Below are 25,284 nucleotides of genomic sequence, written 5' to 3'. Positions count from 1 at the left end.
GGGAGCGGCATGACAGACTGAACCCGCTCGCCCACTCGAATGGAAACATCGGAGGACTTGCGTGCGAGCTGCTTACATCGAACGACTCGGGGCGCCGGAAGCGATTGTCTACGGCGAGTTGCCGCCGCCGGTGTGCGGCCAGGACGACGTTCTGGTCGAAGTCGCGGCCACAGCGGTGAACCACGTCGACACCTTCGTACGCTCTGGGCGATATCCGACCGCGATGGAGTTTCCGTTCGTGATCGGCCGCGATCTGGTCGGAAAGGTCGTCGAATCACGCTCGCCGGAATTTCTGCCAGGCGAACATGTCTGGTGTAACAGCCTCGGGCACGAGGGGCGGCAGGGAGCGGCCTCCGAATTCGCCGCCGTCCCCGCCGATCGCCTCTACCATCTGCCCGAGGGGGTATCTCCCACGCAGGCCGTGGCCCTCGTCCATCCGGCGGCCACCGCCTATCTCGCCGCATTCACGCACGGGGATCTCCGGTCCGGCGACACGGCACTGATCGCGGGCGCGGCAGGCAATGTCGGCAGCGCTCTCGTCACCATGATCGCCCGCGCCGGGGGCACGGTCATCGCGACCGCTCACCCTGACGACCATGAATACTGCCGGCGCACCGGCGCCGCGCACACCATCGACTACCGCACGCAGAACATCATCGGGGAGGTACGCGAGATCGCCGGAAACGGCGTCGACCTCTGTATCGACACCTCGGGCCGGAACAACATGGTGGATGCCGTGGAGATGCTCGCGGTCCGGGGCCGGGTCGTCATCGTCGCGGGCACCGGTTCGCGAACCGAACTGTCGGCGGGAACGCTGTATCTGAAGGACGGTTCGATTCGCGGTTTCGTGATCTCCCGCGCGACCACCGCGCAATTGCGCGACGCCGCGACGGTGATCAATCGCCTGCTGGTCGACCGGGCGCTGCGGCCGCGAGCGGTCGAGGTTCTTCCGCTCGCCGCCGCTGCCGAGGCGCATCGCAGAATCGAGACGGAGCGGCTGCACGGCACCCGTCTCGTGTTGGAAATCTTCCGGCCGCCGGACGCGTGACGAGCCGTGCCAGCGGCTCGACGGACTGGTCGGGTCACCCTCTCCCGCGGGTACGCTGAACCTGCAACCGGAGTGAATCGCAGGTAGCCGATGCCGGACGCCGATCCGTTCACCACACAGCGCGACGTGGGACCCGCCGTCGCCTCGGAGTTGCGTGCGATCGGGTTCGACGACGTCGACGAGATCGGCCGGGGCGGATTCGGCGTCGTCTATCGCTGCGTCCAGCCCGAGCTGGACCGGACGGTCGCGGTGAAGGTGCTCACCGCCCACCTCGACGAGAATCGGGAGCGGTTCGTACGCGAACAGCGGGCGATGGGCCGGCTGACGGGCCACCCCAACATCGTCGGCGTGCTGCAGGTCGGCGAAACCGGCAGCGGTTATCCGTATCTGGTGATGCCGTATTACCGGCGCGGTTCGCTGGAGGAGCGCATCCGCGACCACGGTCCGCTGCCGCTGGCCGATGTGCTGCGGCTCGGGGTGCGGATGATCGGCGCGTTGGAGTCCGCGCACCGCGCCGGAATCCTGCACCGCGACATCAAGCCGGGCAACATCCTGTACTCCGACTACGACGAGCCGGCGTTGAGCGATTTCGGGATCGCGCAAGTCACCGGGGCGTTCAAGACCGCGACCGGCACGTTCACCGGTACGCCCGCGTTCACCGCCCCGGAGATCCTCGGCGGTGATCCACCGACCAAGGCATCCGATGTCTACGGGCTGGGGTCGACGCTGTTCTGCGCGTTGACCGGGCACGCGGCCTACGAGCGTCGCCGTGGCGAACAGGTGGTGACCCAGTTTCTGCGGATCGCCACCGAGTCGGCCCCCGATCTGCGCGACACCGGCATCCCCGACGATGTCGCCGCCGTCATCGAGAAGGCCATGGCGCGGGATCCGCGCGGTCGCCCTTCGGCCCTCGCGTTGAGTGAGCAACTCCGACAGCTCCAGGAAAACCACGGCCTTCCCCCCGTCGAGATGGCAGTCCAGGGCGAGGCGGAGCCCGACCAACCGGCGCGGCGCCCGATCGCGCGCCCGGGGTTGCGCTCCACGCTGAGCAACCTTCCGCGCGAGCTGACCAGTTTCGTCGGCCGTGGCGCGGAACTGGCCGAGCTGAAGCAGCTGATGACGACGTTCCCGTTGGTCACGGTGACCGGGATGGGTGGGGTCGGCAAGACCCGGCTCGCGCTGCACGCCGCCGCCGAGGCGGGCGAAGCCTTCCCCGACGGTGTTCATCTGGTCGAACTGGGTGAGCTACACGACGAGGACGCGGTGGTCGACGTCGTCGCCGCCGCCCTCGGGCTGCGCGACGACGCGGCCACACCGCTGTCGGCGGTGCTGATCGAGTACGTGAGTCCCCGCAAGCTGTTGCTGGTCCTCGACAACTGTGAGCAGGTCGTCGACGCCGCGGCGAAACTCGCCGAGACGCTGCTGCGCGCCTGCCCCGACCTGCGGATCCTGGCTACCAGCCGGGAAGGGCTCGGCATCGGTGGCGAAGCAGTCCTGCCGCTGTCACCGCTGGTGGACGACGCGGTGACACTGTTCGCCGAACGCGCGGCAATCGCGGTGCCGGGTTTCGCGCTCACCGAGGAGAACGAGGCCACCGTGGCCAGGATCTGCTCCCGGCTGGACGGATTGCCGTTGGCGATCGAGCTGGCGGCTGCGAAGCTGCGCGCCCTGTCGCCCGAACAGATTCTGCGGCGGCTGGACAATCGGTATGCGCTGCTGACCCGAGGCAGCCGGGGCGCCCCGCAGCGGCAACAGACGCTCGCGTGGAGCGTCGGCTGGAGCTACGACCTGTGCACACCGGCCGAACAGGAGCTGTGGACGTCGCTGTCGGTCTTCGCGGGCAGCTTCGAACTCGAAGCGGCAGAGGATATTTGCGGTACGGGATACCCCGAGGAACTGGTCGATCTGTTGACTTCGTTGGTGGACAAGTCGATTCTGACCCGCACCGAATCCCATGGCGCAGTGCGCTTCCGGCTCATCGAGACGCTGCGTGACTACGGTCGCGAGAAGATTCGGGAAACGGGCGCACAGCTCGAACTGCGTCGCAGGCACCTCGATTGGTACCGGCGATTGACCCGGAACGCCTCGGCGGAGTGGTTCAGCTCCCGGCAGATCGGTTGGATCGAGCGCCTGGATCGGGAACTGCCGAATCTGCGCGAGGCGATCGAGTTCGGCCTCACCGATTCTCCTGACATCGTGTCCCGGATGGCCAGCGATCTCGGCATGTTCTCCGCGACCCGCGGCCTGGTCGGCGAGGGACGCCGCTGGCTCGACCGCGCGCTGGCCGCGACGCCGCGGGAGCCGACATTCGAACGTGTCGTAGCGCTGTACAACGCCGGTGCGCTGGCCTGCGACCAGGGTGATCTGCAGGCCGCGGGCGCTATTGTGCACCAAGCCCGTGAGTTACTCGAGCGGCTGACCGATCCAGTTGCCAGCGCGCTCGTCGACATTGCGGAGGGATTCATGGCCCTTGTGGGAGGCGACGCCGATCGCGCATGCCGACTCGTCGAACCTGCCGTCGAGAGGTGCGAGGATCTCGCGGGGCGGGCGGCCGCGCTGGTAATTCTGGGGCGAGCACACCAATCCCGCGGTGATGCGGAGGCGGCGCTGGCCTGCAATCGAAGGGTGCTCGAATTGTCGGAAGCCCATGGCGAATCGGTGATTCGCTCCTGGGCGTTGTGGAGTGTCGGCATCGAGAGCTTGCGCAGGGGCGACCGCGAACGTGCGGCCGAACTGCTCGAGCAGGGGCTGCAGCTGACCCATCGGCTGCGAGACGCGCGAGCCGCCGCGTCCTATCTGGAAGTGCTGGCCTGGAAGGCCGCCGAGGACGGCAAGCCCACGCCCGCCGCGGTCATGATGGCCGCCGCGGAGACGACGAGTGGGGCCGTAGGCAACTACGCGTTCCTCTTCCCGGATTTGACTGCCTTCCATCAGGAATGCGACCGGCGCGTCCGTAGCGCGATCGACGAGCAGACATACGTCGTCGCCCGCGAGAAGGGCCGTTCGCTGAGCCTAGGCGACGCGGTGGCTTATGCCCTCCAAGAGGGATGACGAGCGCGGCGCTAATCGCGCCAGACCCATGGGCGCTTCTCCAGGAAGGCCGCCATCCCTTCGCGGGCGCCGGGAAGCTGAGCGGCGGCGGCCATGACCTCCAAGGCGAGGGCGTAGGCATCCGCTTCGGGTCGGTCGAGCTGGCTGTACAGAGTGCGTTTGCCGAGTGCCTTGCTGGCCCGGCTACCCCGGGTCGCGCGGGCGAGCAACTCGTCAACGGCGGTGTCCAGCTCGGCGTCCGGCACCGCCCGGTTGATCAGGCCCCACTCTTCGGCGGTGCGGGCATCGATCGGGTCGCCGGTGAGGGCCATTTCCATCAGGCGTTTACGGCCGACGGCGCGCGCTACCGGCACCGCGGGGGTGTGGCAGAACCAGCCGCCTTTACCGCCGGGGAGCGCGAAACCGGCCGATTCGGCGGCGACGGCCAGATCGCACGACGCCACCAACTGACAACCAGCGGCCGTGGCCAGACCGTGCACCCGGGCGATCACCACCTGCGGCACCGACTGGATGGTCGACATGAGTTCGGTGCACAGCGTGAGCAGTTCCCGCACGCCGAGCAGGTCGCGCGCGGCGACGTCGGCGAAATCATGCCCCGCGGAGAACACCGGACCGTGCGCCCCGAGCACGATCCCGGTGGCGTCGGTCTCGCCTGCGGCCCGGAACGAGGCGAGCAGTTCGGCCAGATGCTCACCCGACAGCGCATTGCGCCGATCCGGCCGGTTCATGGTGATCCGCACCGTGTCGCCGTCCCGCGCGACCAGCACATGCCGATATTCCAAGGCGGTCATATATCCACCGTAGATCTCTCCGGGCGACGACACGACACCTCCGGAACGATCCCTCGGCTGAGCCCTGCCGATCGAGTTCGGCGGCCGGGGTCTATCCGACGCCGAGGGTGACCTCGGTGGATTTGATCAGAACTTTGACGTCGGTTCCTTCGGCGAGGCCGAGATCATCGGCGGCGTCGCGGGTGATGGACGAGGTGATCTCGTCGCCGCCGGTGAGACGCACGCGGACCACGGCCATGGCTTCGCCCCGGGTTACCGAGACCACTGTTCCGTCGAGTTGGTTTCGGGTGCTCAGTCGCATGGCGCCGACGATACGCCCGGCCGCCACGACTACCCGGTAGCGCGCCGGAACGGTTCGGCGAGTTCGGTAGTCCTCCCCGTCCAGGCGAGCCTCACGCCGGATAGGACTGGGTTTCGGTGGCCTTGACCGCGGCCCAGAGTTGTTGGCCCGGGCGCAGGCCTAGCTGGGCGACAGTGGCGGGTGTGATGTCGGCGAGCACCGGTGGTGTGCCGTCGAGCCGGACGCGGGTGGTGTGTGCGTGTTGCTCGATGCCGGTGATCGTGACCGGCCAGCTGTTGCGCGGGCTGCCCACCGGCCGGTCCGGATGCAGTCCGACCGCGTGGGGTGCGAAGGCCACATAGACGGGACCGTCGGCGGGTTCGGCGATGGTGAGAGTCCCGCCGCCGTCGAGCTCGACGAGAGTGTCGCGGGCCGTGCCGCGGTAGAGGTTGAGCCCCATCAGGTGGGCGACGTAGTCCGAGCGCGGCCGGGCGGCGACCTCCGCGGGTGCGCCCTGCTGCACGATCGCGCCGTCCTCGAGGATGACCAACCGATCGGCCAGGACCATGGCGTCGAGCGGGTCGTGAGTGACGAGCACGGTGTGACCCGGGTAGTCGCGCAGATGGTGGGCCAGGTCCGAGCGTACGTGGAGCCTGGTGCTGGCATCGAGGGCCGCCAGCGGTTCGTCGAGCAGCAGCAGTTGTGGTTCGGTGACCAGTGCCCTGGCCAACGCCACCCGCTGGGCTTGGCCGCCCGAGAGCGCGCGCGGCCTGCGCTGCGCGCAGTCGGTCAAACCGACACGGGCGAGCCACCTTTCGGCGCGTTCCCGTGCGGCCGCGCGGCGCACGCCTCGGGCTCTGAGTCCGAAAGCGATGTTGTCCAGCGCCGAGAGGTGCCCGAACAGCAGGTAATCCTGGAAGACCACACCGACCTCGCGGCGTTCGGCGGGCACGAACACCGACGGCGGTGCGTCCCAGGTGTGGTCGTCGAGCCGGATGCTCCCATCGGTGAGCGCGATCAATCCGGCCAGCGCCCGCAGCGCCGTGGTCTTGCCGGCCCCGTTGGGCCCCAGCAGCGCGACCACCTCACCCGGCTCGACACGCAATGGCAGCTCGAGGTCGAAAGACCCTCTGCTGACCTGCAATTCGGCTGTCAGTGTCATACCGCACCCCGAATCCAGCGTTCCCGCAACGCGACGAGCACGGCGACCGAGACCGCCAGCAGCACCAGGCTGAGCACGATCGCGGCGTCCGGATCGGTCTCCAGCGCGAGATAGACCGCCAACGGCATGGTGGTCGTGCGGCCGGGGAAGTTTCCCGCGAAGGTGATCGTCGCGCCGAACTCGCCGAGTGCGCGCGCCCAGCACAACACCGCGCCCGCGACCACTCCCGGCAGCACCGAGGGCAGGGTGACGCGGCGAAACGTGTACCACCCGGTGGCGCCGAGCGTGGCGGCCGCCTCCTCGTATCGCGGATCCGCCGCCCGCAACGCTCCCTCGACCGAGATCACCAGGAAGGGCATGGCCACGAACGCTTCGGCGACGATCACTCCTGCGGTGGTGAACGGCAACGAGACACCGAACCACTCATAGAGATAGCGGCCGATCAACCCGCGCCTGCCCAACACCAGCAGCAACGCGACGCCGCCGACCACGGGCGGCAACACCAGCGGCACGGTGACCAGCGCGCGAATCACCCCGCGCCCCGGCAGTTCCGCGCGCGCCAGCAGCCACGCCAGCGGAATGCCGAACACCAGGCAGATCACCGTGGCCGCGGACGCGCACACCAGCGAAAGCCGCAGCGCCTGACCGACTTCGGCGCTGAAGAGCCGACTCGGCATGGTCGCCCACGGTGCCCGGACCAGTAGTCCGATCAGGGGCACGACCAGGAACGCCAGCCCGCAGAAGGCGGGTAGCACCAAGGCGAGCGGTCGTCGCCCGCGCGCCGCCCGCCGCCGCGAGGGCGCGATCACGGTGTGTCGAATCCCGCCGCGTCGAAGACCTGCTCGGCCTGGTCGGAGGTCACGAATTCGACGAACGCCGCCGCGGCCGCCGCATTCGGGGCGTGCGCGAGCGGTGCGACGGGGTAGTCGTTGACCGCCTTGGTCGACTCCGGGAAGTCGATGCCCTCGACCTTGTCCCCGGCCGCCTTGACGTCGGTGCGATACACCAGCGCGGCGTCGACCTCTCCGAGGGTGACCTTGGTCAGCGCCGCCTTCACGTCCTGCTCGCGAGTGTCGGGTTGCGGGGTGATCCCCGCCGCCTCGAACACCGTCTTGGCGGCGGCGCCGCACGGCACCTGCTCGGCGCACAGCGCGAGCTTGGGTTCGGTCTTGCCGAAATCGGCCAGTCCGGTGATCTGTCCCGGATTGCCTTTCGGGACCGCGATTTCGAGCCGGTTGCGCACGAAGGTGACCGGTTCGACGGTGACCTCGCCCTTGTCGCGGACCTGCTGCATGTTCTTGGGCGCCGCCGAGGCGAAGACATCGGCCGGTGCGCCTTGGCTGATCTGTTCGGCCAGTGCGGAACTCGCGCCGAAGCTGTAGACCACCTCGACACCGGGGTGCGCGGCCTCGAACCGCTTACCGAGTTCGGTGAAGGTCTCGGTCAGCGACGCCGCGGCGAACACGGTCACGGTGCCCGAAATATGTTGTGCGTCGGTGTGTTCGGTCGTGTCGTCCGAACCGCAGCCGGCCGCGGTCACGACGGCCAGCGAAGCCGCGAGCGCGGCCCCCAACGTGCGAATCAATCTCATCCTCGTCAACTTTCCGGTATCTCCACCACGACGTGCGTGGACTTCACCGATGCGACAGCGACGCTGCCGACTTCCAACCCGAGTTCGTCCACCGACTCCCGGCTCAGCAGCGACACCAACCGGAACGGTCCGGCCTGCATCTCCACCTGTGCCATCACGGTGTCCTTCACCACCCGGGTGACGATTCCCCGCATCCGGTTGCGGGCCGACGCGGCGACGGTCACGCCAGGGGCGGGCGCCTCGGCGCCGGTCCTGAGGAACTCGGCCAGTTCCCGACCGCTGACGCCTTTGCGGCCGTTGTCCAGCTGAATCGCATTAAGGCGGCCCTGATCGATCCATCGGCGCACGGTGTCATCGCTGACACCCAGGAGCGCGGCTACTTCGCTGATCCGTAGATTCGACACAAGGGACATCCTATTTCCGCATTCACGGATCTGATACAGGTATCTGTCCGCGAATCTGTCTCGTTGCTCGTACTCGCCGGTGCGATTACATCACACCTACTCGAATACTGATCCGCTGGGCAGATAGATCCTTGTATGCGGAGATATCAACCATCTTTCCCCGTAATTACGCAGCGGTCACCGGATGCTCACACGGGGCATTCGGGCGGGGTGCGGTAAGGGCGGTCGGCCGAGGTCATGCGGGGATCGCGCCCGTGGATGCGTTGGTGGCGTGTGCGTTCTTCGCTTCGGGGGCTTCGTAGGCGCTGTGTTCACGGGTAGCGGTAGGGCTCCGGAGCGGCCGCGGCCACCCCATAAAGGCTGCTTATGAGGTGGTCGGCAGTGGACCACTACCCACGCACGCGATCGGACGCCAGGATCGTCGATATCCGCGAGTCGCGGCGAAGAATGGCAGAGGAGAACATTGTGACCTTCGTGGTCGGCGCCGCCTGCGTCGATGTCCTGGATCGGGCCTGTGTCGAGGAGTGCCCGATCGACTGCATCTTCGTCGGCAATCGGATGGCGTACATCCAGCCCGACGAATGCATCGACTGCGGCGCCTGTGAACCGGTCTGCCCGGTCGAGGCGATCTACTTCGAGGACGACATTCCCGCGGGGCAGGAGCAATTCGTCATCGAGAACGTCCGCTTCTTCGCCGAGCCGCTGCCGGGACGGGCAACGCCACTCGGGCAGCCGGGCGGCGCGTCGGGAGTCGGTGAGCTGGGAGTCGATACGCCGTACGTGCAGGGATATCAGCCGTGATCGGTGTTGCCGGGCCTGATCTCACTCTGCTGCGCGGGCGCTTTGGCGAGCCCGTTCGATGTCGTTGATGTGCCGCTCGGCCCACTGGCGCAGGGCGGTCACGGGTTCGGCCAGGCTGCGGCCGAGGTCGGTGAGTTCGTATTCGACGCGCGGTGGAATCGTGGGATGAACTGTGCGGGTGAGGAATCCGTCGCTCTCCAGGCTGCGCAAGGTTTGCGTGAGCATCTTCTGGGAGACGCCGTCGATGCGGCGCGAGAGGTCGGTGTAGCGCATGGTGCCCTGCTGAAGAAGGGAGTCGATCACCAGCACCGTCCACTTGCCCGCGATGTGGTCGAGGACCTGCCGGGTGGGGCACTTGGCGGAGTACACGTCGGCGGGCAGGCCTGAGGATTCCACGATCGTCACACCCAGGAGAGTAACGCACTAATTAGTGCCTTCTTCCGAATGGAGAGTCGCTCTTCGATAGTTAGTGTCATGATCAAGACGCTTTCGGTCGCCGACGCGATCCGCACCCGCCGCACCGTCCGCCACTACCTGCCCGATCCGGTGCCCGCTGCCCATCTCGACACTCTTCTCGACTTGGCGATGCAAGCGCCGTCGAGCTGGAACCTGCAGGACCGCTCCGTCGTGGTGGTCTCCGATCCCGTGGGCCGGGACGGCCTGACCTGGGCCACCGGCGGGCAGCCGCAGCCGCAGGAGGCGCCGGTCATGCTCGTGTTCGTCGCCGAGCCGCACGCGTGGCGGGCGGACAGGTCCGATGTCTACGAACAGGCGCGCCGCAGCGGGGCGTGGAGCGACGAGTTCATCAGCGGATTCTCCGCCGCCTCAGCCGAATTCCAGCAAGGGCTGGCCGAGCGCGGTCTGGAGCGCGAATACGCGGTGAAGGACGCCATGATCGCCGCGACCTACGTCATGCTGGCCGCCACCGAACTCGGGCTGGCCACCTCGCCCATGAACGGCTGGGACGAGGACAAGGTGAAGAAGACGATCGGCATCGAGGACCGCGCCGACCTCGCCATCGCCCTGTTGGTGTCCGTCGGCTACGCCGCCGAGGAACGGATCCACCCGGGGCGTCGGTCCCTGGGCCGCAACGTCTTTCACGGGCGTTATCAGGCAGCGTGAGTCGCGGCCCGGGACCGAAAGGGCAATACGCTTGGCCGGTGACAGGTATCGAACTGGCTGACCGAAACCTTCAGCCGGCGCATGGCTGGGTCGGCAAGCACGCGGCCGGGAAAAAGTGACCGGATCGCTCACCCTCACTTCGGGTATCTCAGCGTCCCGCGGCGGTGAGCCTGTAATCTGCTTCGAGCAGCATCCATCCGCTCAGCTGCACCGAGAGATCGCGGCTCAGGTTCGCTGACGAAGCGGCGGACGAGTCCGTGAGCTGGAGAAAGGTTCCCGGAGGCTCTGGGACCGTGACCGCGCGGCTCCAGTCCGCACCGAACAGCGGTAGCCCGTCCACCTCGGCGCGGTGTTCCCAGGCCGCCCGGGCGGAGGAGTGCACGATATCCGCGGCGGTGGTGTCGCCCAAGGACAGTGCGGTTTCGGCGAGATATCTCGCGAGGATACCCATGAACAGCCCGGAGTCGTCCCCGGAGGCCGCGGCGATCACCCCCGTATCCGTGAGCCCGTCCTCGGCTGCGGCGACGAGTGCTGCCACGCGGTTGTGATGGCCCGATTCACCTGTGCGCACCGCCAGCTCGGTTTCCAGCCCGATGGACACGCCCTGGCAGTAGGTGTGGACGGTCCTGTCCACCCGTCCGCCGGGCTCATGGACACCGTCGAGGATCAGGCCGCTTTCGGTGTCGCGCAATCGGGTGTGCAGGAAATCGGCAAGTTGTCCGGCGCGGGAAAGCTCGCCCAGACGAGCCATAGCGATACCGGTCGGACCGATCGCGGGGGTGTTGTAGTAGTCGCCGCCGGACCGCCAGGGCACCGCACCGACGGCCGGGTTCCAGCCGTCGATCAAAGCGGTTCGCAGTTCCCCGACAGCGTCGCCGAACCGGATACCGAGCAGCCGGTCGGCGCGTTCGAGCGTCAGCACCAGCCACGCCATATCGTCGTAGTACCGGTTGGTCCAGCCGGTGAGATTGCGGGTTCGAATACCGCGTGCGAGGGCGACGACCCTGTCGATGCGTTCGGGGGTGCGTGCGCGGTACGCGGCGTCCACCGCGCAGTCGAGCAGGTGGGCTTGCCACCAGTAACACCATCGCCCGAACGACTGCTCCGCCAGGGACGCCGGCCAGACGAGCGCGCCCAGCCGCCTCTGCGGCAGACCCCAGAGCGTGCGCACGTGCCGCTCCACGATCGCCTGTTCCGCCAGGTCCGCCCGCTTCCCGCACTCCTCGGGGCCGGCGGATACTCTCCGCGTGATCGTCCCCGCCTGCGTCGGCTGCGCCAGTGCGGTGAGAGCGATCGCGCCTCCGGCCGCGAACAGCACACTGCGGCGGCTGATCCCGTTGTTCCGAGGATCCATCCGTTTGGACTCCTCTTACTGGACAACGACATCGGAGCCGGAAACTGTACCGCTATAGAGTCTCGTGCCGGAATGGCCAAAGCTTGAACTGCTCTGGTTTGCGGGGAAAACGTTTGGCGGAACCCGCAAGGTCGATGCGCATCTCCGCCACCGCCCGAGGCCCTCGCCCGCCATGCGATGCAGGGCCCGAGGTGATCGAGGAGGGAGTGCGGAAACTGCGTGCGCTGCGGGACGCAGGCTCGCGCGGGGTGGAAACCGTTCACCACGGCGGCCGAGCCGAGGGCCGTGCGATCGCGAGTTCCCCCCGTCGGGCAGCCCGCCACCACCGCTGTCCGGAATCGATGGCACGCCGGGTCTTGCGCACAGTGGGTACCTGTGTGAGCAGGTGTAGCTGATATCGCCACGGCATTTGTTGCCCGTGCCGAGCTGCCATCGCATAGGCGAACTGCACGGCGCTGCGGTCGAGATACCGGTCGGCGTGTTCGAACCAGATCATGCTGTTACGGGCGGCGGCCTGTATCGGGCGCAGCGCAGCGCGCCGCTGCGCATCGTAGTTCTCCAGCGCGTCGGCGACCTCGGCATGCTCGTACAGGTTCTGTGCGAGCACGACGGCGTCGACGATTGCCAACCGGGTGCCCGAACCGATGGTGAAGTGCGTCGTGTGCGCTGCATCTCCGAGCAGCACCACGTTGTCGTGATACCAGGTCTTGTTGGTTACCTCGGGAAAGCGGCTCCACCTTGCGAACTCGCCTCGCATCTTGCTGATCAATGAGTGGCCGTCGAGAGGGCGCGTGAATATGTTCTCCAGAACACGCAAGTTTTCCAGGTTGTCCAGGGAATCGAATCCCAGTCCATGCCAAGTCTGCGGTTGGCACTCAACAATGCAGGTGCTGATCTTTTCGGCAATCGACGGGTAGGCATGGAACCAGATCCAACCGGCCGAGGTTTGTTCGAAGGCGAATGTAAATCGGGTGAAGACCTTGTCCGTACCGAGCCAGATGTATCGATTCTCGCCGAGTGTGACGGACGTGCAGAAACGATGGTTACCCAGCTGCCGTACGCGGCTGTTCGCGCCGTCGGAGGCGACGATGAGATCGGTGTCGTCGAAGCCGGACAGATCGTGGACCTCTCGCCCGTGCTGGACATCGACGCCCAGGTCGCTCGCCCGTCGGGAAAGTACGTCGAGCAATGCCGCGCGCCCCATGCTGAACCCGTAGCCCCCGAAATGTGCGGTCTGGTCGTCGCGCACATGGATTGCCTGTTCACGCCATAGGACCGACCCGGCACGCACCGCCTGGGCGCTGTCGGGGTCATTTCGATACAGAATGTCGAGCAGGTCGTCCCAGTACACGACGCCCCAGCCATAGGTGGATCCGGGAGGATCGCGGTCGATCACCGTGATGTCATGGGCCGGGTCGCGCCGCTTCATCGAAATAGCGAAGTACAACCCGGCCGGCCCGCCACCGATACACACAATCTTCATCTCGTCCCAGCTCCAGCCCGGTTGGTCGAACCTGGCTTCGCATGATCGGTACTCGATGCAGCCGAGCCCGGCACGCTATGCGTGTCCGGGCTCAGTCACCGGCGCTAGAAGCTGCCCCAGCCACCCCAGCCGGGGTTCCACCAATTCCACCAGCCGGGATTCCATCCCCAACCGCCGCCGTGACCCCATCCCCAACCGCCGCCGTGACCCCAACCCCAGCCACCGCCGTGACCCCAACCGCCGCCGCGACCCCAACCCCAACCGCCCCAACCACCGCCACCCCAACCGCCGCCGCCCCAACCTGGGCTGTCGACGAACTGGGTTGCAGACGTTGGCGTCGTTGCGTGCGCGGTAGGCGCTTGCGCCGCCGCTGTGACGACCGGAATCGCGGCAACTGCGGCTATACCGGCGGCGGCCGCCAACCGGGCGAACTTCGTGTGTGAATTCTTTCTCTTGATCATGATAGGACTCCAGAATGCTGTCCCGACCTGCCCGAATTCTACGCGGTTTCGCCGGACTCCAGAAGGTACCGGGTTCAACTATCTATAATTCCCGCCGAATCGAAGTAATTGGCAAGATAGCGACATGGCTATCGTGATCAGACCCGGTCGGCCTGAGGAAGCGACACTGCTCAGCGAGCTCGCCCTGCGCTCCAAAGGTTTCTGGGGCTACAGCGAACAAGTCCTCGACTCGTTCCGGTCCGAGCTCACCCTCACCCAAACCGACGTGATACTCCGGAGAACCGCTGTCGCCGAGATCAGCTGCGCAGTCGTCGGATTCGTGACCATCGACGGCATTGCCCCGGCCGGTGAGCTGGGAATGCTGTTCGTGGCGCCCGAGGCCATCGGCAAAGGCGTCGGCGCCAGATTGTTCCGACATGCGGTCGAGACTGCTCGCGATGCTGGGTTCCAACGGCTGGTCATCGAGTCGGATCCGAACGCGGAGCCGTTCTATCGCGCGATGGGCGCGGTCGCAGTCGGCAGTGTCGCCTCCGTGGCCATACCCGGACGCGAGCTGCCACTGCTGGAAGTCGACACCGCCCCGATCGCTCGCCCCACAATGGTTTGCGGGGTTGTTGCGGAGTTCGGATGTAGTTTTCGGGTTCAAAGGAAGTGGATGCTGCCAGGAGAATGTGGTGGTGCTGCTGTCTCGACTCGATCGGTTCAACCATCGGCATCCGTGGAGCCACAACGACCACTACGGCCCGTGGGTCGTCGGACAGGTCGCTGCGTCGGGTGCCCGTCACGTGCTCGATGTCGGATGCGGTACAGGCAATCTCGTCGCCAGGCTCCGCTGCCGCGTCGCCACCGTCACCGCGCTCGAGCCCGACTGCGCGACTGCGAGCGTGGCGGCGCAGCGCTTCGCCGACGACCCTGCGGTGACCGTTGCTCACACCGACTTCGCGGGGCGCGATCCCGACCGTCGTTGGGATGCCATAACCCTTGTCGCCGTCCTGCATCACTTGCCGTTGGTGCCGACCTTGCGTGAATTGCGCCGCTGCCTCGTCCCGGGCGGGCGACTCGTAGTTGTCGGCTGTTACCGCAGTAGCGGACCCATCGACCTGCTCGCTGACCTGCCCGCCATGATCGCCAACCCCGTCATAGGACTGGTCAAGCACCCAGCGCGTGCTGACGCGCCACCCCAACACATGACGGCACCCACCGCCGATCCAGAGGAGACCTTGGCCGACATCCGCGCTGCTGCCGCACGGGAACTGCCCGGCGCCCGAATCCGCCGCCGCCTGTTCTGGCGATTCACCCTGGTGTACGACGCTCCCTCCGATGGATGTAGGACCAATTCCGCAACCTGAGTGCGACAACGACATCCGATTCGGAGGTCTGGTGCACCAGGAGGGTTCCCATCGAGGCAGTCGACCTCGAGCCGGGTTTCTGCCCGCCAGTCCAGGACGGTCATCACGGTCTTGCCGACGATACGTCCAGCCTCGCTCACCGTGCACATGCCGTAGACGATGTTCTGGTCGGCGGGCCGCACGAGGGGAGTCGCGGGGAGTGGTCCGTGGATGAGTTCCTGCAAGGGTGATTGCGGCGGGATCACGGGTGCGATCTCCGCCGATCACCCACGGCGGCAAACTTCCCGGACGTCACCGATGACGCGTTATTCGGCAGATATGCCAATTCTTTCCGCAGGTCAGAGTAAGTAATCACGGGCCGGCCTCCGTGTGTGCGAGTGCACTCGAACACGTGGCACGAAAAAGTGACACCGATGACGGGAATCTGTGCGCGAGAGGGGACTTGAACCCCTACGTCCGTGGACACCAGAACCTAAATCTGGCGCGTCTGCCAATTTCGCCACTCGCGCTTGATGGTACGACCGTCCAAACTCTACCGGGCTTGACCGGGATCGCGAAGCTTCTGTGAGGAGTGTCGTACTGGCCGGTAACCCCACCTGGGATTATAACGATCTTATAACCTCCAACATGAGGGGCGCTCATGTTTCATACGCGTTAGTAACACGGTGGACCAGCGCGTTCAAACATGAGGACGGGTCATGTTTTTCGTCATTCTGGTACGGACGTACGTAAATACTCGGGCGTACGCGCCCCGTGGGCGACCAAACGTGAGGATTTCCTCATGATTTTGTGTCATCCTCGGCCGTATCAGGCCTAGAGGTCGAGGACGACCCGCGCACCCGAGGAAGCGGCGTGTCGACAACGGGCATGTCGCCAGGAGAAGGAAGTCGAAGCGTCTTGACGATCAACGAGAGCACCGAGACCGAGACCGGAGCGAGCGCGAAGGTGGTCAGGACTGCCGGGCAGGCAGCCGGCGTGCGATCGCCCTTGCTCGATCGTTTGCTGAACGGGACGCCGTACGCGCTGGCCTTCGGTGGGCAGGGCGCGCAGTGGCTGGGCGAACTGGAGGAGATCGGGCGCGACAGCGCGCTGGAGCCGGAGCTGACCGCGCTGGTCAACGAGGCGGCCGCGCTGCTGGAACCCGTTGCGGCACAACTGCTTGTGGTGCGGCCGGTCGGATTCGACCCGGTCGCGTGGATGCTTGAGGACGAGCTGGTCGACGCCGAGCAAGGCGAGACCTCGGCCGCGCCTTCGGAACAGGTGCTGCGGTCCGCCGCGGTGTCGATGCCCGGCGTGCTGCTGACTCAGCTGGCGGCGCTGCGTGCGCTGCGGTTGCAGGGTCTCGATCCGGCCGAGCACGAGCCGGTCGCTGTGGTCGGACATTCGCAGGGCAACCTGGCCGCCGCGGCGGTGCGGTCGGGCGGCGCGCGTGACGCGGAGCTGCTGGCGATCGCGCAGTTGATCGGCGCGGCGGGCAATTTGGTCGCGCGACGGCGTGGACTCATGCCGGTGGGCGAGCGCTCGCCGATGGTCGCGGTGTCGAACGTGGATCCGGAGCTGTTGGGCGCGGTGGTCGCCGAGGTGGCCGAGGGCGTGAGCCCGGATGCCGCGGCCGTGGTCGCGATCCGCAACGGGCGGCGCAGGGCGGTGCTCTCGGGCACCCCGACCCAGCTGGAGCGGGTGCGGCAGCGCTGCGCGCAGATCTCCGAGGAGCAGACCCGCGCCCGCGACGCGAAGGTGCGCGGCGGCGCGGTGTTCGCGCCCGTCTTCGAGGACGTGTCCGTCGATGTCGCGTTCCACCACCCGGCGCTGGCCGACACGGTCGAGATGGTGGCCGGCTGGGCCGCGCAGTGCGGGCTGGACGAGGAGCTGGCCGGTTCGCTCGCGAAGGCCATCCTCGTCGATCCGGTGGACTGGGTGCAGTCGGTGGACGACGTGATCGCCGCGGGCGCGCAATGGATCCTGGATCTGGGCCCCGGTGATCTGCTGAGCCGGGTCACCGGCGGTTCGCTGAAGGGCAGCGGCGTCGGCATCGTCGCCGCCGCGACCCGTCCCGGCCAGCGCAGCCTGCTGACCCCCGGCGCAGCGCCCGAGCAGGCGCGCCCGTGGTCGGACTACGCGCCGCGCCCGGTGCGGCTGCCGAACGGCCGGATCGTGGTGGAGACCTCGTTCACCAAGCTGACCGGTCGCTCGCCGATCCTGCTCGCGGGCATGACGCCGACCACCGTGGACGCCAAGATCGTCGCTGCCGCGGCGAACGCGGGCCACTGGGCCGAGCTCGCCGGCGGCGGCCAGGTGACCGAGCAGATCTTCGCCGACCGGGTCGCCGAGCTGAAGCAGCTGCTGCACCCGGGCCGCGCGGTGCAGTTCAACTCGCTGTTCCTCGATCCCTACCTGTGGAAGTTGCAGCTGGGCGGCAAGCGCCTGGTGCAGCGGGCCCGCGGCGCGGGCGCCCCGTTCGACGGCGTGATCGTCACCGCGGGCATCCCCGAGCTCGACGAAGCCGTCGCGCTGATCCAGGAGCTCACCGAGGTCGGCATCTCGCACGTCGCGTTCAAGCCGGGCACCGTCGCCCAGATCCGCGCGGTGCTGCGGATCGCCGACGAGGTCCCCGACTACCCGGTGATCATGCATATCGAGGGCGGCAAGGCGGGCGGCCACCACTCCTGGGAGGACCTGGACGACCTGCTGCTGGAGACCTACGCCGAACTGCGCAACCGCGCCAACGTGGTGGTCTGCGTCGGCGGCGGCATCGGCACCCCTGAGCGCGCGACCGAATACCTGACCGGCGAATGGGCTGTGCCGCACGGCTACCCGGTGATGCCGCTGGACGGCGTGCTGGTCGGCACCGCGGCGATGGCGACGCTTGAGGCCACCACCGCGCCAGAGGTGAAGCAGCTGCTCGTCGACACCCCCGGCACCCCCGACTGGGTCGGCGCGGGCACCGCGTCCGGCGGAATGGCTTCGGGCCGTAGTCAATTGGGCGCCGACATCCACGAGATCGACAACGCCGCCTCGCGCACCGGCCGCCTGCTCGACGAGGTCGCTGGCGACGCCGACGCGGTCGCCGCCCGGCGCGACGAGATCATCGCGGCGCTGAACGGCACCGCCAAGCCGTACTTCGGCGATCTGGGCACCATGACCTACCTGGAGTGGCTGGAGCGCTACGTCGAGCTGGCGGTCGGCCTCGACCGTCGCAAGGACTTCGACTGCGGCAGCGATCTCGGCGACGCCATCCTCGACGCCACCCGTTCGGTGTGGCTCGACATCACCTGGCGGGACCGCTTCGCGGAGATGGTGCGGCGCACCGAGTCCCGGCTGCATCCGGCCGACCGCGGCGAGATCCCGACGCTGTTCGCCGACGGCGCGGCGTTCGAGCACCCGGTCGACGCGCTGTGCACCCTGAAGCAGCAGTACCCGGCCGCTGGGCAGACCCTGCTGCACCCCGCGGACGTGCCGTTCTTCGTCGCGCTGTGCAAGACACCAGGCAAGCCGGTCAACTTCGTGCCGGTCGTCGACGCCGACGTGCGGCGCTGGTGGCGTTCGGATTCCCTGTGGCAGGCGCACGATCCGCGCTACTCCGCCGATCAGGTGTGCATCATCCCGGGCACCGTGTCCGTCGCAGGCATCACCCGGGTGGACGAGCCGGTCGGTGAGCTGCTCGACCGCTTCGAACAAGACACCGCCTACTCGCTGGTGCGCGCGGGCGTGGTGCCCACCCCGGTCGACGCGCGCCGCGCCGCGGGCGTGACGAACGGACCGATCGACGCGGTGCTGGCCGCCCCGGACGTGCAGTGGTCCGGCCGCACCACCGTGAATCCGGTGCACCGCCTCGGCGACGTCGCCGAATGGATCGTGGACGGCAAGGGCGCGCTGCATCCGCGCACCGGAGCCACCCTGGTCGAGACGACCGGTCCAGAGGCCGACGACTCCTACGTCGAGCTGACCGTCCCGCTGCTGCGCAGCGACGCGGTGCGCATCCGGATCACCGTCCCCGTCTCCATCTACAACGGCGGCGCGCCCGTGATCACCGAGGACGACGCCGAGGCCGCCATGGCGGCGCTGCTCGCGGTAGCCGCAGGCCAGTCGCTGCCGGAGGTCAAGGGCACGGTGGCGCACGTCAACCTGGCCTGGACCCCGGATCTCATCGCCGACCACGCGGGCGTCACCGGCTCCGGTCTGCCCGCCTCGCTGAGCACGCTCGGCCGCACCGTGCCCGACGTGCTGGTCGGCGCCTGCTGGCCCACGGTGTTCGCGGTGCTCGGCGCCACCCGTACCGACGACGCGCGTTCGGTCATCGAGGGCATGCTCGACCTGGTGCACCTCGACCACCAGATCGAGCTGGTGCGCGAATTGCCCAACACCACAAGCATTCTCGTGGTCCGCGCGGAGTCGAAGTCGGTGCTCGACACCGACATGGGCCGCGTGGTCGAGGTGGAGGTCGCCGTCGGCGAGATGCGCGACCAGGGCCTCGACGTGGTGCCGCTGGCCCGGCTCAGCGAGCGGTTCGCCATCCGCGGCCGCAACGGCACCGGGGAACTCGCCGATCCGCCGCGGGCCGCGGGCACGGCGGCGCAGGCCACCGACACGCCGCGCCGCCGTCGCCGCGACGTCACCCTCGTCGCGCCGCGCGCCATGCACGCCTTCGCGACGGTGTCCGGCGACCACAACCCGATCCACACCAGCGACAACGCCGCCAAGCTCGCCGGGCTGGGCAGCCCGATCGTGCACGGCATGTGGCTGTCGGCCGCCGCGCAGCACGCGGTGTCCGCCGTGGATCCCGAAAGCTCGATTCCCGCACGCACGCTCACCGCGTGGACCACCCGCTTCCTCGGCATGGTGCGTCCCGGCGCGGAGATCGATGTGCGAGTCGAGCGGATCGCCGTCGACGCGGGCAGCGAGATCATCGAGGTCTCCTGCCGCACCGGTGGCGATCTCGTGATGACCGCGACCGGCCGCACGAAGGCGCCGAAGACCGTGTACGCCTTCCCGGGGCAGGGCATCCAGCGCAAGGGGATGGGTCTGGACGCCCGGTCGCGGTCCAAAGCGGCCAAGGAGATCTGGGAGCGCGCCGACAAGCACACCCGCGAGGCGCTCGGCTTCTCCATCCTGGCCGTGGTGCGCGACAATCCGACCTACCTCAAGGCGCGCGGCGTCGAACACCGGCACCCGGACGGCGTGCTCCACCTGACGCAGTTCACCCAGGTCGCGATGGCGACCCTCGGTGTCGCCCAGGTCGCCGAGTTGCGTGAGGCGGGCGCGTTCGTCGAGGACGCCATGCTCGCGGGCCACTCGGTGGGCGAGTACAACGCCCTCGCCGCCGTCGCGGGCGTGCTGCCGCTGGAAGCGGTGCTCGAGGTGGTGTTCCAGCGCGGCTCGGCGATGCACGAGCTGGTGCCGCGGGACGCCCAGGGCCGCAGCGACTATCGGATGGCCGCGATCCGGCCCTCGCAGATCGGTCTGGCCGACGCGGACGTGATCGGGTTCGTCGGCGGCGTTTCCGAGCAGACCGGCGAGTTCCTCGAGGTCGTCAACCTGAACCTGCGCGGCTCCCAGTACGCGATCGCGGGCACGGTGGCGGGCCTGGAGGCGCTGGAGGTCGAAATCGACCGCCGCCGCGCCGAATTCGGCGGCAAGCGGGCCTTCATCCTGGTTCCCGGCATCGACGTGCCGTTCCATTCCACCGTGCTGCGCAAGGGCGTGCCCGAGTTCCGGCAGAAGCTCGAGCAGCTGCTGCCCGAGGATCTGCACGCTGAGGTGCTCGTCGGCCGCTACATCCCGAACCTGGTGCCGAGGCCGTTCTCGCTGGAGCGCGCGTTCGTCCAGGAGATCGCGGATCTGGTGCCGTCGGAACCGCTGGCCGCGGTGCTCGCCGACTTCGACGGCTGGGCGGCCCGGCCGACCGATTTGTGCCGAGTGGTGTTGATCGAGTTGCTCGCCTGGCAGTTCGCCAGCCCGGTGCGCTGGATCGAGACCCAGGACCTGCTGTTCACCGACGCCGCGGACGGCGGTCTCGGGGTCGAGCGGTTCGTCGAGATCGGTCTCGGCGCGACGCCGACCGTGGCGAACCTGGCGAGCCAGACCCTGAAGCTGCCGAGCTTCGGCACCGCCACCGTCGAGGTGCTCAACATCGAGCGCGAGGCCGCGGTCGTCTACGCGACCGACACCGATCCCGCGCCGGTCGACGAGCCCGACGAGACCCCGGCCGAGACCGCGGCTCCGGCCGCCGCCGCGCCCGCCGCGGTGGCCGCCCCCGCCCCGGTCGTGAGCTCCGGCGGACCCCGCCCCGACGACATCGTGTTCACCGCCGCCGACGCCACCCGGGTGCTCATCGCCCTGTGGACCAAGCTGCGGCTCGACCAGATCGGCCCGGTCGACACCATCGAGGGCCTCTGCGACGGCGTCTCCTCGCGGCGCAACCAGCTGCTCGTCGACCTCGGCTCGGAGCTCTCGCTCGGCGCCATCGACGGCGCGGCCGACGCCGACATGGGCGCGCTGTCGGCCACCGTGGAGCGGCTGGCGCGCACCTACAAGCCGTTCGGCTCGGTGCTCTCCGACTCGATCAACGACCACCTGCGCAAGGTGTTCGGCCCGTCCGGCAAGCGGCCCGCCGCGATCGCCGAGCGCGTCAAGAAGGTGTGGGAACTCGGCGACGGCTGGGCCAGCCACGTCACCGCCGAGGTCTCGCTCGGCACCCGCGAGGGCGCCAGCGTGCGCGGCGGCGATCTCGGCGGACTGGTCTCGGGTGCGCTCGGCGACGGAGCCTCGGTCGACGCCGCCATCGACGCGGCCGTACAGTCGGTCGCCGCCCGGCGCGGTGTCGCGGTGTCGCTGCCCACGGCGGGCGGTGGCGGCGGCGCCACGGTCGACGCGGCGGCGCTCGGCGAGTTCACCGAGCAGATCACCGGCCGCGACGGCGTGCTCGCCTCGGCGGCCAGGGTGATCCTGGAGCAGCTCGGCCTCGCCGAGCAGGTGTCCGCACCGGAGGCCGGCGACGACACGCTGGTCGACCTGGTGTCGGCCGAATTGGGTTCGGACTGGCCGCGTTTGGTCGCACCCTCGTTCGACGGGCGCAAGGCGGTGCTGATCGACGACCGCTGGGCGACCGCGCGGGAGGACCTGGCGCGGCTGTGGCTGCTGGACGACGTCGCCTCGGCGGACGGACCGGTCGACGGTTTCCTCGACGCGGGCGAAGCTGTTGCCGCGCAAGCCGAATGGTGGCGCGAGCAGGCCAAGCACGAGGCGCGCTCGGTGCTGGCCGGCCTCTACGAGCGCATCGCCGAAGCCGCGCGCGGCGGCGAAGAGCCGGGACTGTGGTCCGACGACATCGCGGTGATCACCGGCGCGAGCAAGGGTTCCATCGCCGCGGCGGTGACCGGACGCCTGCTCGCGGGCGGCGCGACCGTCATCGTCACGACCTCGAGCCTCGGCGACTCCCGGATGTCCTTCTACAAGAAGCTCTACCGCGAGAACGCCAGGCACGGCGCCGCCCTGTGGGTCGTGCCCGCCAACATGGCCTCCTACCAGGACGTCGACGCGCTGATCGACTGGGTCGGCAGCGAGCAGGTCGACACCGTCGGCGGCGCGAAGGTCAAGACCAAGGACGCCATGACCCCCACCCTGCTGCTGCCGTTCGCGGCGCCGCGGGTGGCGGGCGATCTCGCCGACGCGGGCGCGCGCGCCGAAATGGAGATGCGCGTGCTGCTCTGGTCGGTGGAGCGGCTCATCGGCGGGCTGTCCAAGCTCGGCGCCGATCACGACGTGGACGCGAAACTGCATGTGGTGCTGCCCGGTTCGCCGAACCGCGGCATGTTCGGCGGCGACGGCGCCTACGGCGAGTCGAAGGCCGCGCTCGACGCGGTGGTCGCCAAATGGCGGGCCGAGAAGTCCTGGTCGACGCGGGTCACCTTGGTGCACGCGCTGATCGGCTGGGTGCGCGGCACCGGCCTGATGGGCCACAACGACCCGATGGTCGAGGCGGTCGAGAAGGCGGGCGTGCAGACCTGGTCGACCACCGAGATGGCCGAGGAGCTGCTCAAGTGGTGCACCTCGCGGGCCCGTCAGGTGACGGCCGCCGCTCCGCAGCAGATCGACCTGACCGGCGGACTCGCCAGGGCCAAGCTGGATCTGCCCGCGCTGGCCAAGGAGGCGGCCGAGCGTGAAGCGGACCAGACCGCGGAAACCGCGGCGGCCGCGACCATTCCGGCGCTGCCCGCACCGCCGACCATGACCTCGGCGCTTCCGGTGCCCGAATGGGGTGAGGTCACCGCCGATCTCGCCGACATGGTGGTCATCGTCGGCGCGGCCGAGCTCGGCCCGTACGGTTCCTCGCGCACCCGCTTCGAGATGGAGGTCTCCGACGAGCTCTCCGCCGCCGGCGTGCTGGAACTCGCCTGGACCACCGGACTCGTCACCTGGGAGAACGACCCCAAGCCGGGCTGGTACGACGCCGAATCCGGCGACTTCGTCCCGGAATCCGAGCTGGCCGAGCGCTACCACGACGCCGTGGTCGCCCGCTGCGGCATCCGCCGCTACGAGGACGACGGCGCCATGCTCGACAACACCGCGCCGCTGATGACCTCGGTCTTCCTCGACCAGGATCTGTCGTTCACGGTCGGCGGCGAGGCCGAGGCCCGCGCCTTCCACACCGCCGACCCGGAGCACACCGTCATCGCGCCGGTGCCGGACTCCGGTGACTGGACGGTGACCCGTAAGGCGGGCACCGAGATTCGGGTGCCGCGCAAGGCCAAGCTGTCGCGCACCGTCGGCGGCCAGATCCCCACCGGCTGGGATCCCACCATCTGGGGCATCTCCGCCGACATGTCCGCCTCGGTGGACCGGGTCGCGCTGTGGAACATCGTCTGCACGGTGGACGCGTTCGTCGGCTCCGGGTTCAGCCCGGCCGAGCTGATGAACTGGGTGCACCCCTCGCTGGTGGCCAACACGCAGGGCACCGGCATGGGCGGCATGTCCTCGATGCGCTCGCTCTACGTCGACAACTTGCTCGGCGAGTCGCGGCCCAACGACATCCTGCAGGAGGCGCTGCCGAACGTGGCCCTCGCACATGTGGTGCAGTCCTACGTGGGCAGCTACGGCGCGATGGTGCATCCGGTCGCGGCCTGCGCCACGGCGGCGGTGTCCGTCGAGGAGGGCGTCGACAAGATCCGGCTCGGCAAGGCCGAGGTGGTCGTGGCAGGCGGCTTCGACGATCTTGGCATCGAGGGCATCGTCGGCTTCGGTGACATGTCGGCCACCGCGGACTCGGCGGCCATGAGCGCCAAGGGCATCAGCGATCGGTACTTCTCCCGCGCCAACGACCGCCGTCGCGGCGGCTTCGTGGAATCGCAGGGCGGCGGCACGGTGCTGCTGGCTCGCGGTGACGTGGCGCTGGAGATGGGCCTCCCGGTGCTCGGCGTGGTGGCCTACGCGCAGTCCTTCGCCGACGGCGTGCACACCTCGATCCCGGCGCCCGGCCTCGGCGCGCTCGGCGCTGGCCGCGGCGGACGCGAGTCCCGGTTCGCCGCCGAGCTGCGCAAGCTCGGCGTCACGCCGGACGAGATCGCGGTGGTGTCCAAACACGACACCTCGACCGCGGCCAACGACCCGAACGAGTCCGAGCTGCACGAGCGGCTGGCCACGGCGATCGGGCGTTCGGAGGGCGCGCCGCTGTTCGTGGTCTCGCAGAAGAGCTTGACCGGACACGCCAAGGGCGGTGCGGCCGCGTTCCAGCTGATCGGCCTGTGCCAGATGCTGGAAACCGGTGTTGTGCCGCCGAACCGGAGCCTGGACTGCGTCGACGAGAAGATGCAGGCCTACCCGCACCTGGTGTGGCCGCGCGAACCGCTGCGCTTCGGCGACCGGTTCCCGCTCAAGGCCGGTCTGGTGACCTCGCTCGGCTTCGGGCACGTCTCCGGTCTGCTCGCGGTGGTGCACCCGCAGGCGTTCCTCCAGGCGATCGAGCCGGTGCGGCGCGAGGAGTACCAGCGTCGGGCCGAGCAGCGTCAGCTGGCCGGGCGGCAGCGGATGGTCGAGGCCATGTGCGGCGGGGCGCCGCTGTACGAGCGCCCGGCCGACCGACGGCTCGGCGGAGAAGGCACGCCCGCCAAGCAGATTCGTCAGCTGGAGGCGGACATGCTGCTCTCGCCGCAGGCTCGCCTCGCCGCGGACGGCGCCTACCGCGCCGACGGATTCGGTTGCGGGACGGGCGCGGTCATCGTCGGACAACTCGAGGGTGATGGATCTATGGATCGGTGACTTCGGCCACTACCCTTCACTCAGGCCGTCGGTGCGGGCGGCCTGGGTCCGGCCGGTCCGCCGGGTCCGGTGAGCGGAGTGGGGTCGCGAGCGACCGCACTGCACGCGGGTGGAGCAGGAGCCCCACAATGAA

The 25,284-nt window shown here is 68.6% G+C and carries 15 protein-coding genes, 1 tRNA gene and 1 pseudogene; 7 read left to right on the top strand and 10 right to left on the bottom strand.

Annotated elements, in window-relative coordinates:
- The first annotated feature begins 61 nt into the window (after window positions 1-61).
- Together AB0H50_RS21350 and AB0H50_RS21345 are read left to right on the top strand one after the other, a co-directional pair.
- Window positions 62-1,048 (top strand): NADPH:quinone reductase, encoded by a 987-nt coding sequence (locus AB0H50_RS21350; RefSeq protein ID WP_357455169.1) that lies wholly within the window; start codon window positions 62-64, stop codon window positions 1,046-1,048.
- 90 nt (window positions 1,049-1,138) lie between these two features.
- Entirely contained in the window at window positions 1,139-4,099 is a 2,961-nt protein-coding gene (locus AB0H50_RS21345) for a protein kinase (protein ID WP_357455166.1), read from the top strand.
- 11 nt (window positions 4,100-4,110) lie between these two features.
- Here the strand turns inward: AB0H50_RS21345 and AB0H50_RS21340 are convergent, their stop codons facing one another.
- From AB0H50_RS21340 to AB0H50_RS21315, 6 genes are all read right to left on the bottom strand, one after another.
- Window positions 4,111-4,890, bottom strand: coding sequence for an enoyl-CoA hydratase-related protein (locus tag AB0H50_RS21340; RefSeq protein WP_357455163.1), 780 nt, complete (start codon window positions 4,888-4,890; stop codon window positions 4,111-4,113).
- A 91-nt stretch (window positions 4,891-4,981) separates the two neighbouring features.
- Window positions 4,982-5,191 carry a TOBE domain-containing protein gene (locus tag AB0H50_RS21335; RefSeq protein WP_218024187.1) on the bottom strand — a complete coding sequence of 70 codons (210 nt, stop codon included), beginning with the start codon at window positions 5,189-5,191 and terminating at the stop codon, window positions 4,982-4,984.
- 91 nt (window positions 5,192-5,282) lie between these two features.
- Window positions 5,283-6,332, bottom strand: coding sequence for an ABC transporter ATP-binding protein (locus tag AB0H50_RS21330; RefSeq protein ID WP_357455160.1), 1,050 nt, complete (start codon window positions 6,330-6,332; stop codon window positions 5,283-5,285).
- Window positions 6,329-7,141 carry a molybdate ABC transporter permease subunit gene (modB, locus tag AB0H50_RS21325; protein ID WP_357455157.1) on the bottom strand — a complete coding sequence of 271 codons (813 nt, stop codon included), beginning with the start codon at window positions 7,139-7,141 and terminating at the stop codon, window positions 6,329-6,331. Before modB ends, AB0H50_RS21330 begins: the two co-directional genes overlap by 4 nt.
- On the bottom strand, window positions 7,138-7,923 hold the full coding sequence (gene modA / locus AB0H50_RS21320) for a molybdate ABC transporter substrate-binding protein (RefSeq protein WP_357455154.1): 786 nt from the start codon (window positions 7,921-7,923) through the stop codon (window positions 7,138-7,140). The genes modB and modA overlap by 4 nt, the downstream gene beginning before the upstream one ends.
- A 5-nt stretch (window positions 7,924-7,928) precedes the next feature.
- Window positions 7,929-8,327 (bottom strand): TOBE domain-containing protein, encoded by a 399-nt coding sequence (locus AB0H50_RS21315; protein ID WP_357455151.1) that lies wholly within the window; start codon window positions 8,325-8,327, stop codon window positions 7,929-7,931.
- A gap of 465 nt (window positions 8,328-8,792) precedes the next feature.
- On the opposite strand from AB0H50_RS21315, the gene fdxA reads away from it, so the two are divergent.
- Window positions 8,793-9,128, top strand: coding sequence for a ferredoxin (gene fdxA, locus AB0H50_RS21310; RefSeq protein ID WP_357455148.1), 336 nt, complete (start codon window positions 8,793-8,795; stop codon window positions 9,126-9,128).
- 21 nt (window positions 9,129-9,149) lie between these two features.
- On the opposite strand, the gene AB0H50_RS21305 is transcribed toward fdxA, so the two are convergent.
- Entirely contained in the window at window positions 9,150-9,533 is a 384-nt protein-coding gene (locus AB0H50_RS21305) for a helix-turn-helix domain-containing protein (protein ID WP_357455145.1), read from the bottom strand.
- A gap of 69 nt (window positions 9,534-9,602) precedes the next feature.
- Between AB0H50_RS21305 and AB0H50_RS21300 the strand changes: the two genes are divergently transcribed.
- Entirely contained in the window at window positions 9,603-10,250 is a 648-nt protein-coding gene (locus AB0H50_RS21300; RefSeq protein WP_357455142.1) for a nitroreductase family protein, read from the top strand.
- Window positions 10,251-10,398: 148 nt separating this feature from the next.
- Here AB0H50_RS21300 and AB0H50_RS21295 read toward each other — a convergent pair whose 3' ends face one another.
- Window positions 10,399-11,604 carry a glycoside hydrolase family 76 protein gene (locus AB0H50_RS21295; RefSeq protein ID WP_357455139.1) on the bottom strand — a complete coding sequence of 402 codons (1,206 nt, stop codon included), beginning with the start codon at window positions 11,602-11,604 and terminating at the stop codon, window positions 10,399-10,401.
- A 259-nt stretch (window positions 11,605-11,863) separates the two neighbouring features.
- Window positions 11,864-13,087, bottom strand: coding sequence for an FAD-dependent monooxygenase (locus tag AB0H50_RS21290; RefSeq protein WP_357455137.1), 1,224 nt, complete (start codon window positions 13,085-13,087; stop codon window positions 11,864-11,866).
- A 585-nt stretch (window positions 13,088-13,672) separates the two neighbouring features.
- Between AB0H50_RS21290 and AB0H50_RS21285 the strand changes: the two are divergent.
- Window positions 13,673-14,011, top strand: a pseudogene (locus tag AB0H50_RS21285) (GNAT family N-acetyltransferase); the annotation flags it as partial.
- 214 nt (window positions 14,012-14,225) lie between these two features.
- Complete coding sequence (locus AB0H50_RS21280) at window positions 14,226-14,897, top strand: class I SAM-dependent methyltransferase (RefSeq protein ID WP_357455134.1); 672 nt, start codon at window positions 14,226-14,228, stop codon at window positions 14,895-14,897.
- Between the two features lie 427 nt (window positions 14,898-15,324).
- On the opposite strand, the gene AB0H50_RS21275 is transcribed toward AB0H50_RS21280, so the two are convergent.
- A tRNA-Leu gene (locus tag AB0H50_RS21275) sits at window positions 15,325-15,406 on the bottom strand.
- 436 nt (window positions 15,407-15,842) lie between these two features.
- Here AB0H50_RS21275 and AB0H50_RS21270 point away from each other — a divergent pair.
- Window positions 15,843-25,151, top strand: coding sequence for a fatty acid synthase subunit beta domain-containing protein (locus AB0H50_RS21270; RefSeq protein WP_357455376.1), 9,309 nt, complete (start codon window positions 15,843-15,845; stop codon window positions 25,149-25,151).
- The last annotated feature ends 133 nt before the right edge of the window (window positions 25,152-25,284 follow it).

The sequence above is a fragment of the Nocardia sp. NPDC050793 genome (genome assembly GCF_040654065.1).
In the GTDB taxonomy this organism is placed as follows: domain Bacteria; phylum Actinomycetota; class Actinomycetes; order Mycobacteriales; family Mycobacteriaceae; genus Nocardia.
Note: the sequence above shows the minus strand (reverse complement) of the source record. Positions and strands in the feature narration are given on the sequence as shown.

Coding starts and splice junctions, on each gene's coding strand:
- AB0H50_RS21295 (WP_357455139.1), bottom strand. CDS start 11,604: ATGGATCCTCGGAACAACGGGATCAGCCGCCGCAGTGTGCTGTTCGCG.
- AB0H50_RS21290 (WP_357455137.1), bottom strand. CDS start 13,087: ATGAAGATTGTGTGTATCGGTGGCGGGCCGGCCGGGTTGTACTTCGCT.
- AB0H50_RS21335 (WP_218024187.1), bottom strand. CDS start 5,191: ATGCGACTGAGCACCCGAAACCAACTCGACGGAACAGTGGTCTCGGTA.
- AB0H50_RS21330 (WP_357455160.1), bottom strand. CDS start 6,332: ATGACACTGACAGCCGAATTGCAGGTCAGCAGAGGGTCTTTCGACCTC.
- AB0H50_RS21345 (WP_357455166.1), top strand. CDS start 1,139: ATGCCGGACGCCGATCCGTTCACCACACAGCGCGACGTGGGACCCGCC.
- AB0H50_RS21300 (WP_357455142.1), top strand. CDS start 9,603: ATGATCAAGACGCTTTCGGTCGCCGACGCGATCCGCACCCGCCGCACC.
- AB0H50_RS21340 (WP_357455163.1), bottom strand. CDS start 4,890: ATGACCGCCTTGGAATATCGGCATGTGCTGGTCGCGCGGGACGGCGAC.
- modA (WP_357455154.1), bottom strand. CDS start 7,923: ATGAGATTGATTCGCACGTTGGGGGCCGCGCTCGCGGCTTCGCTGGCC.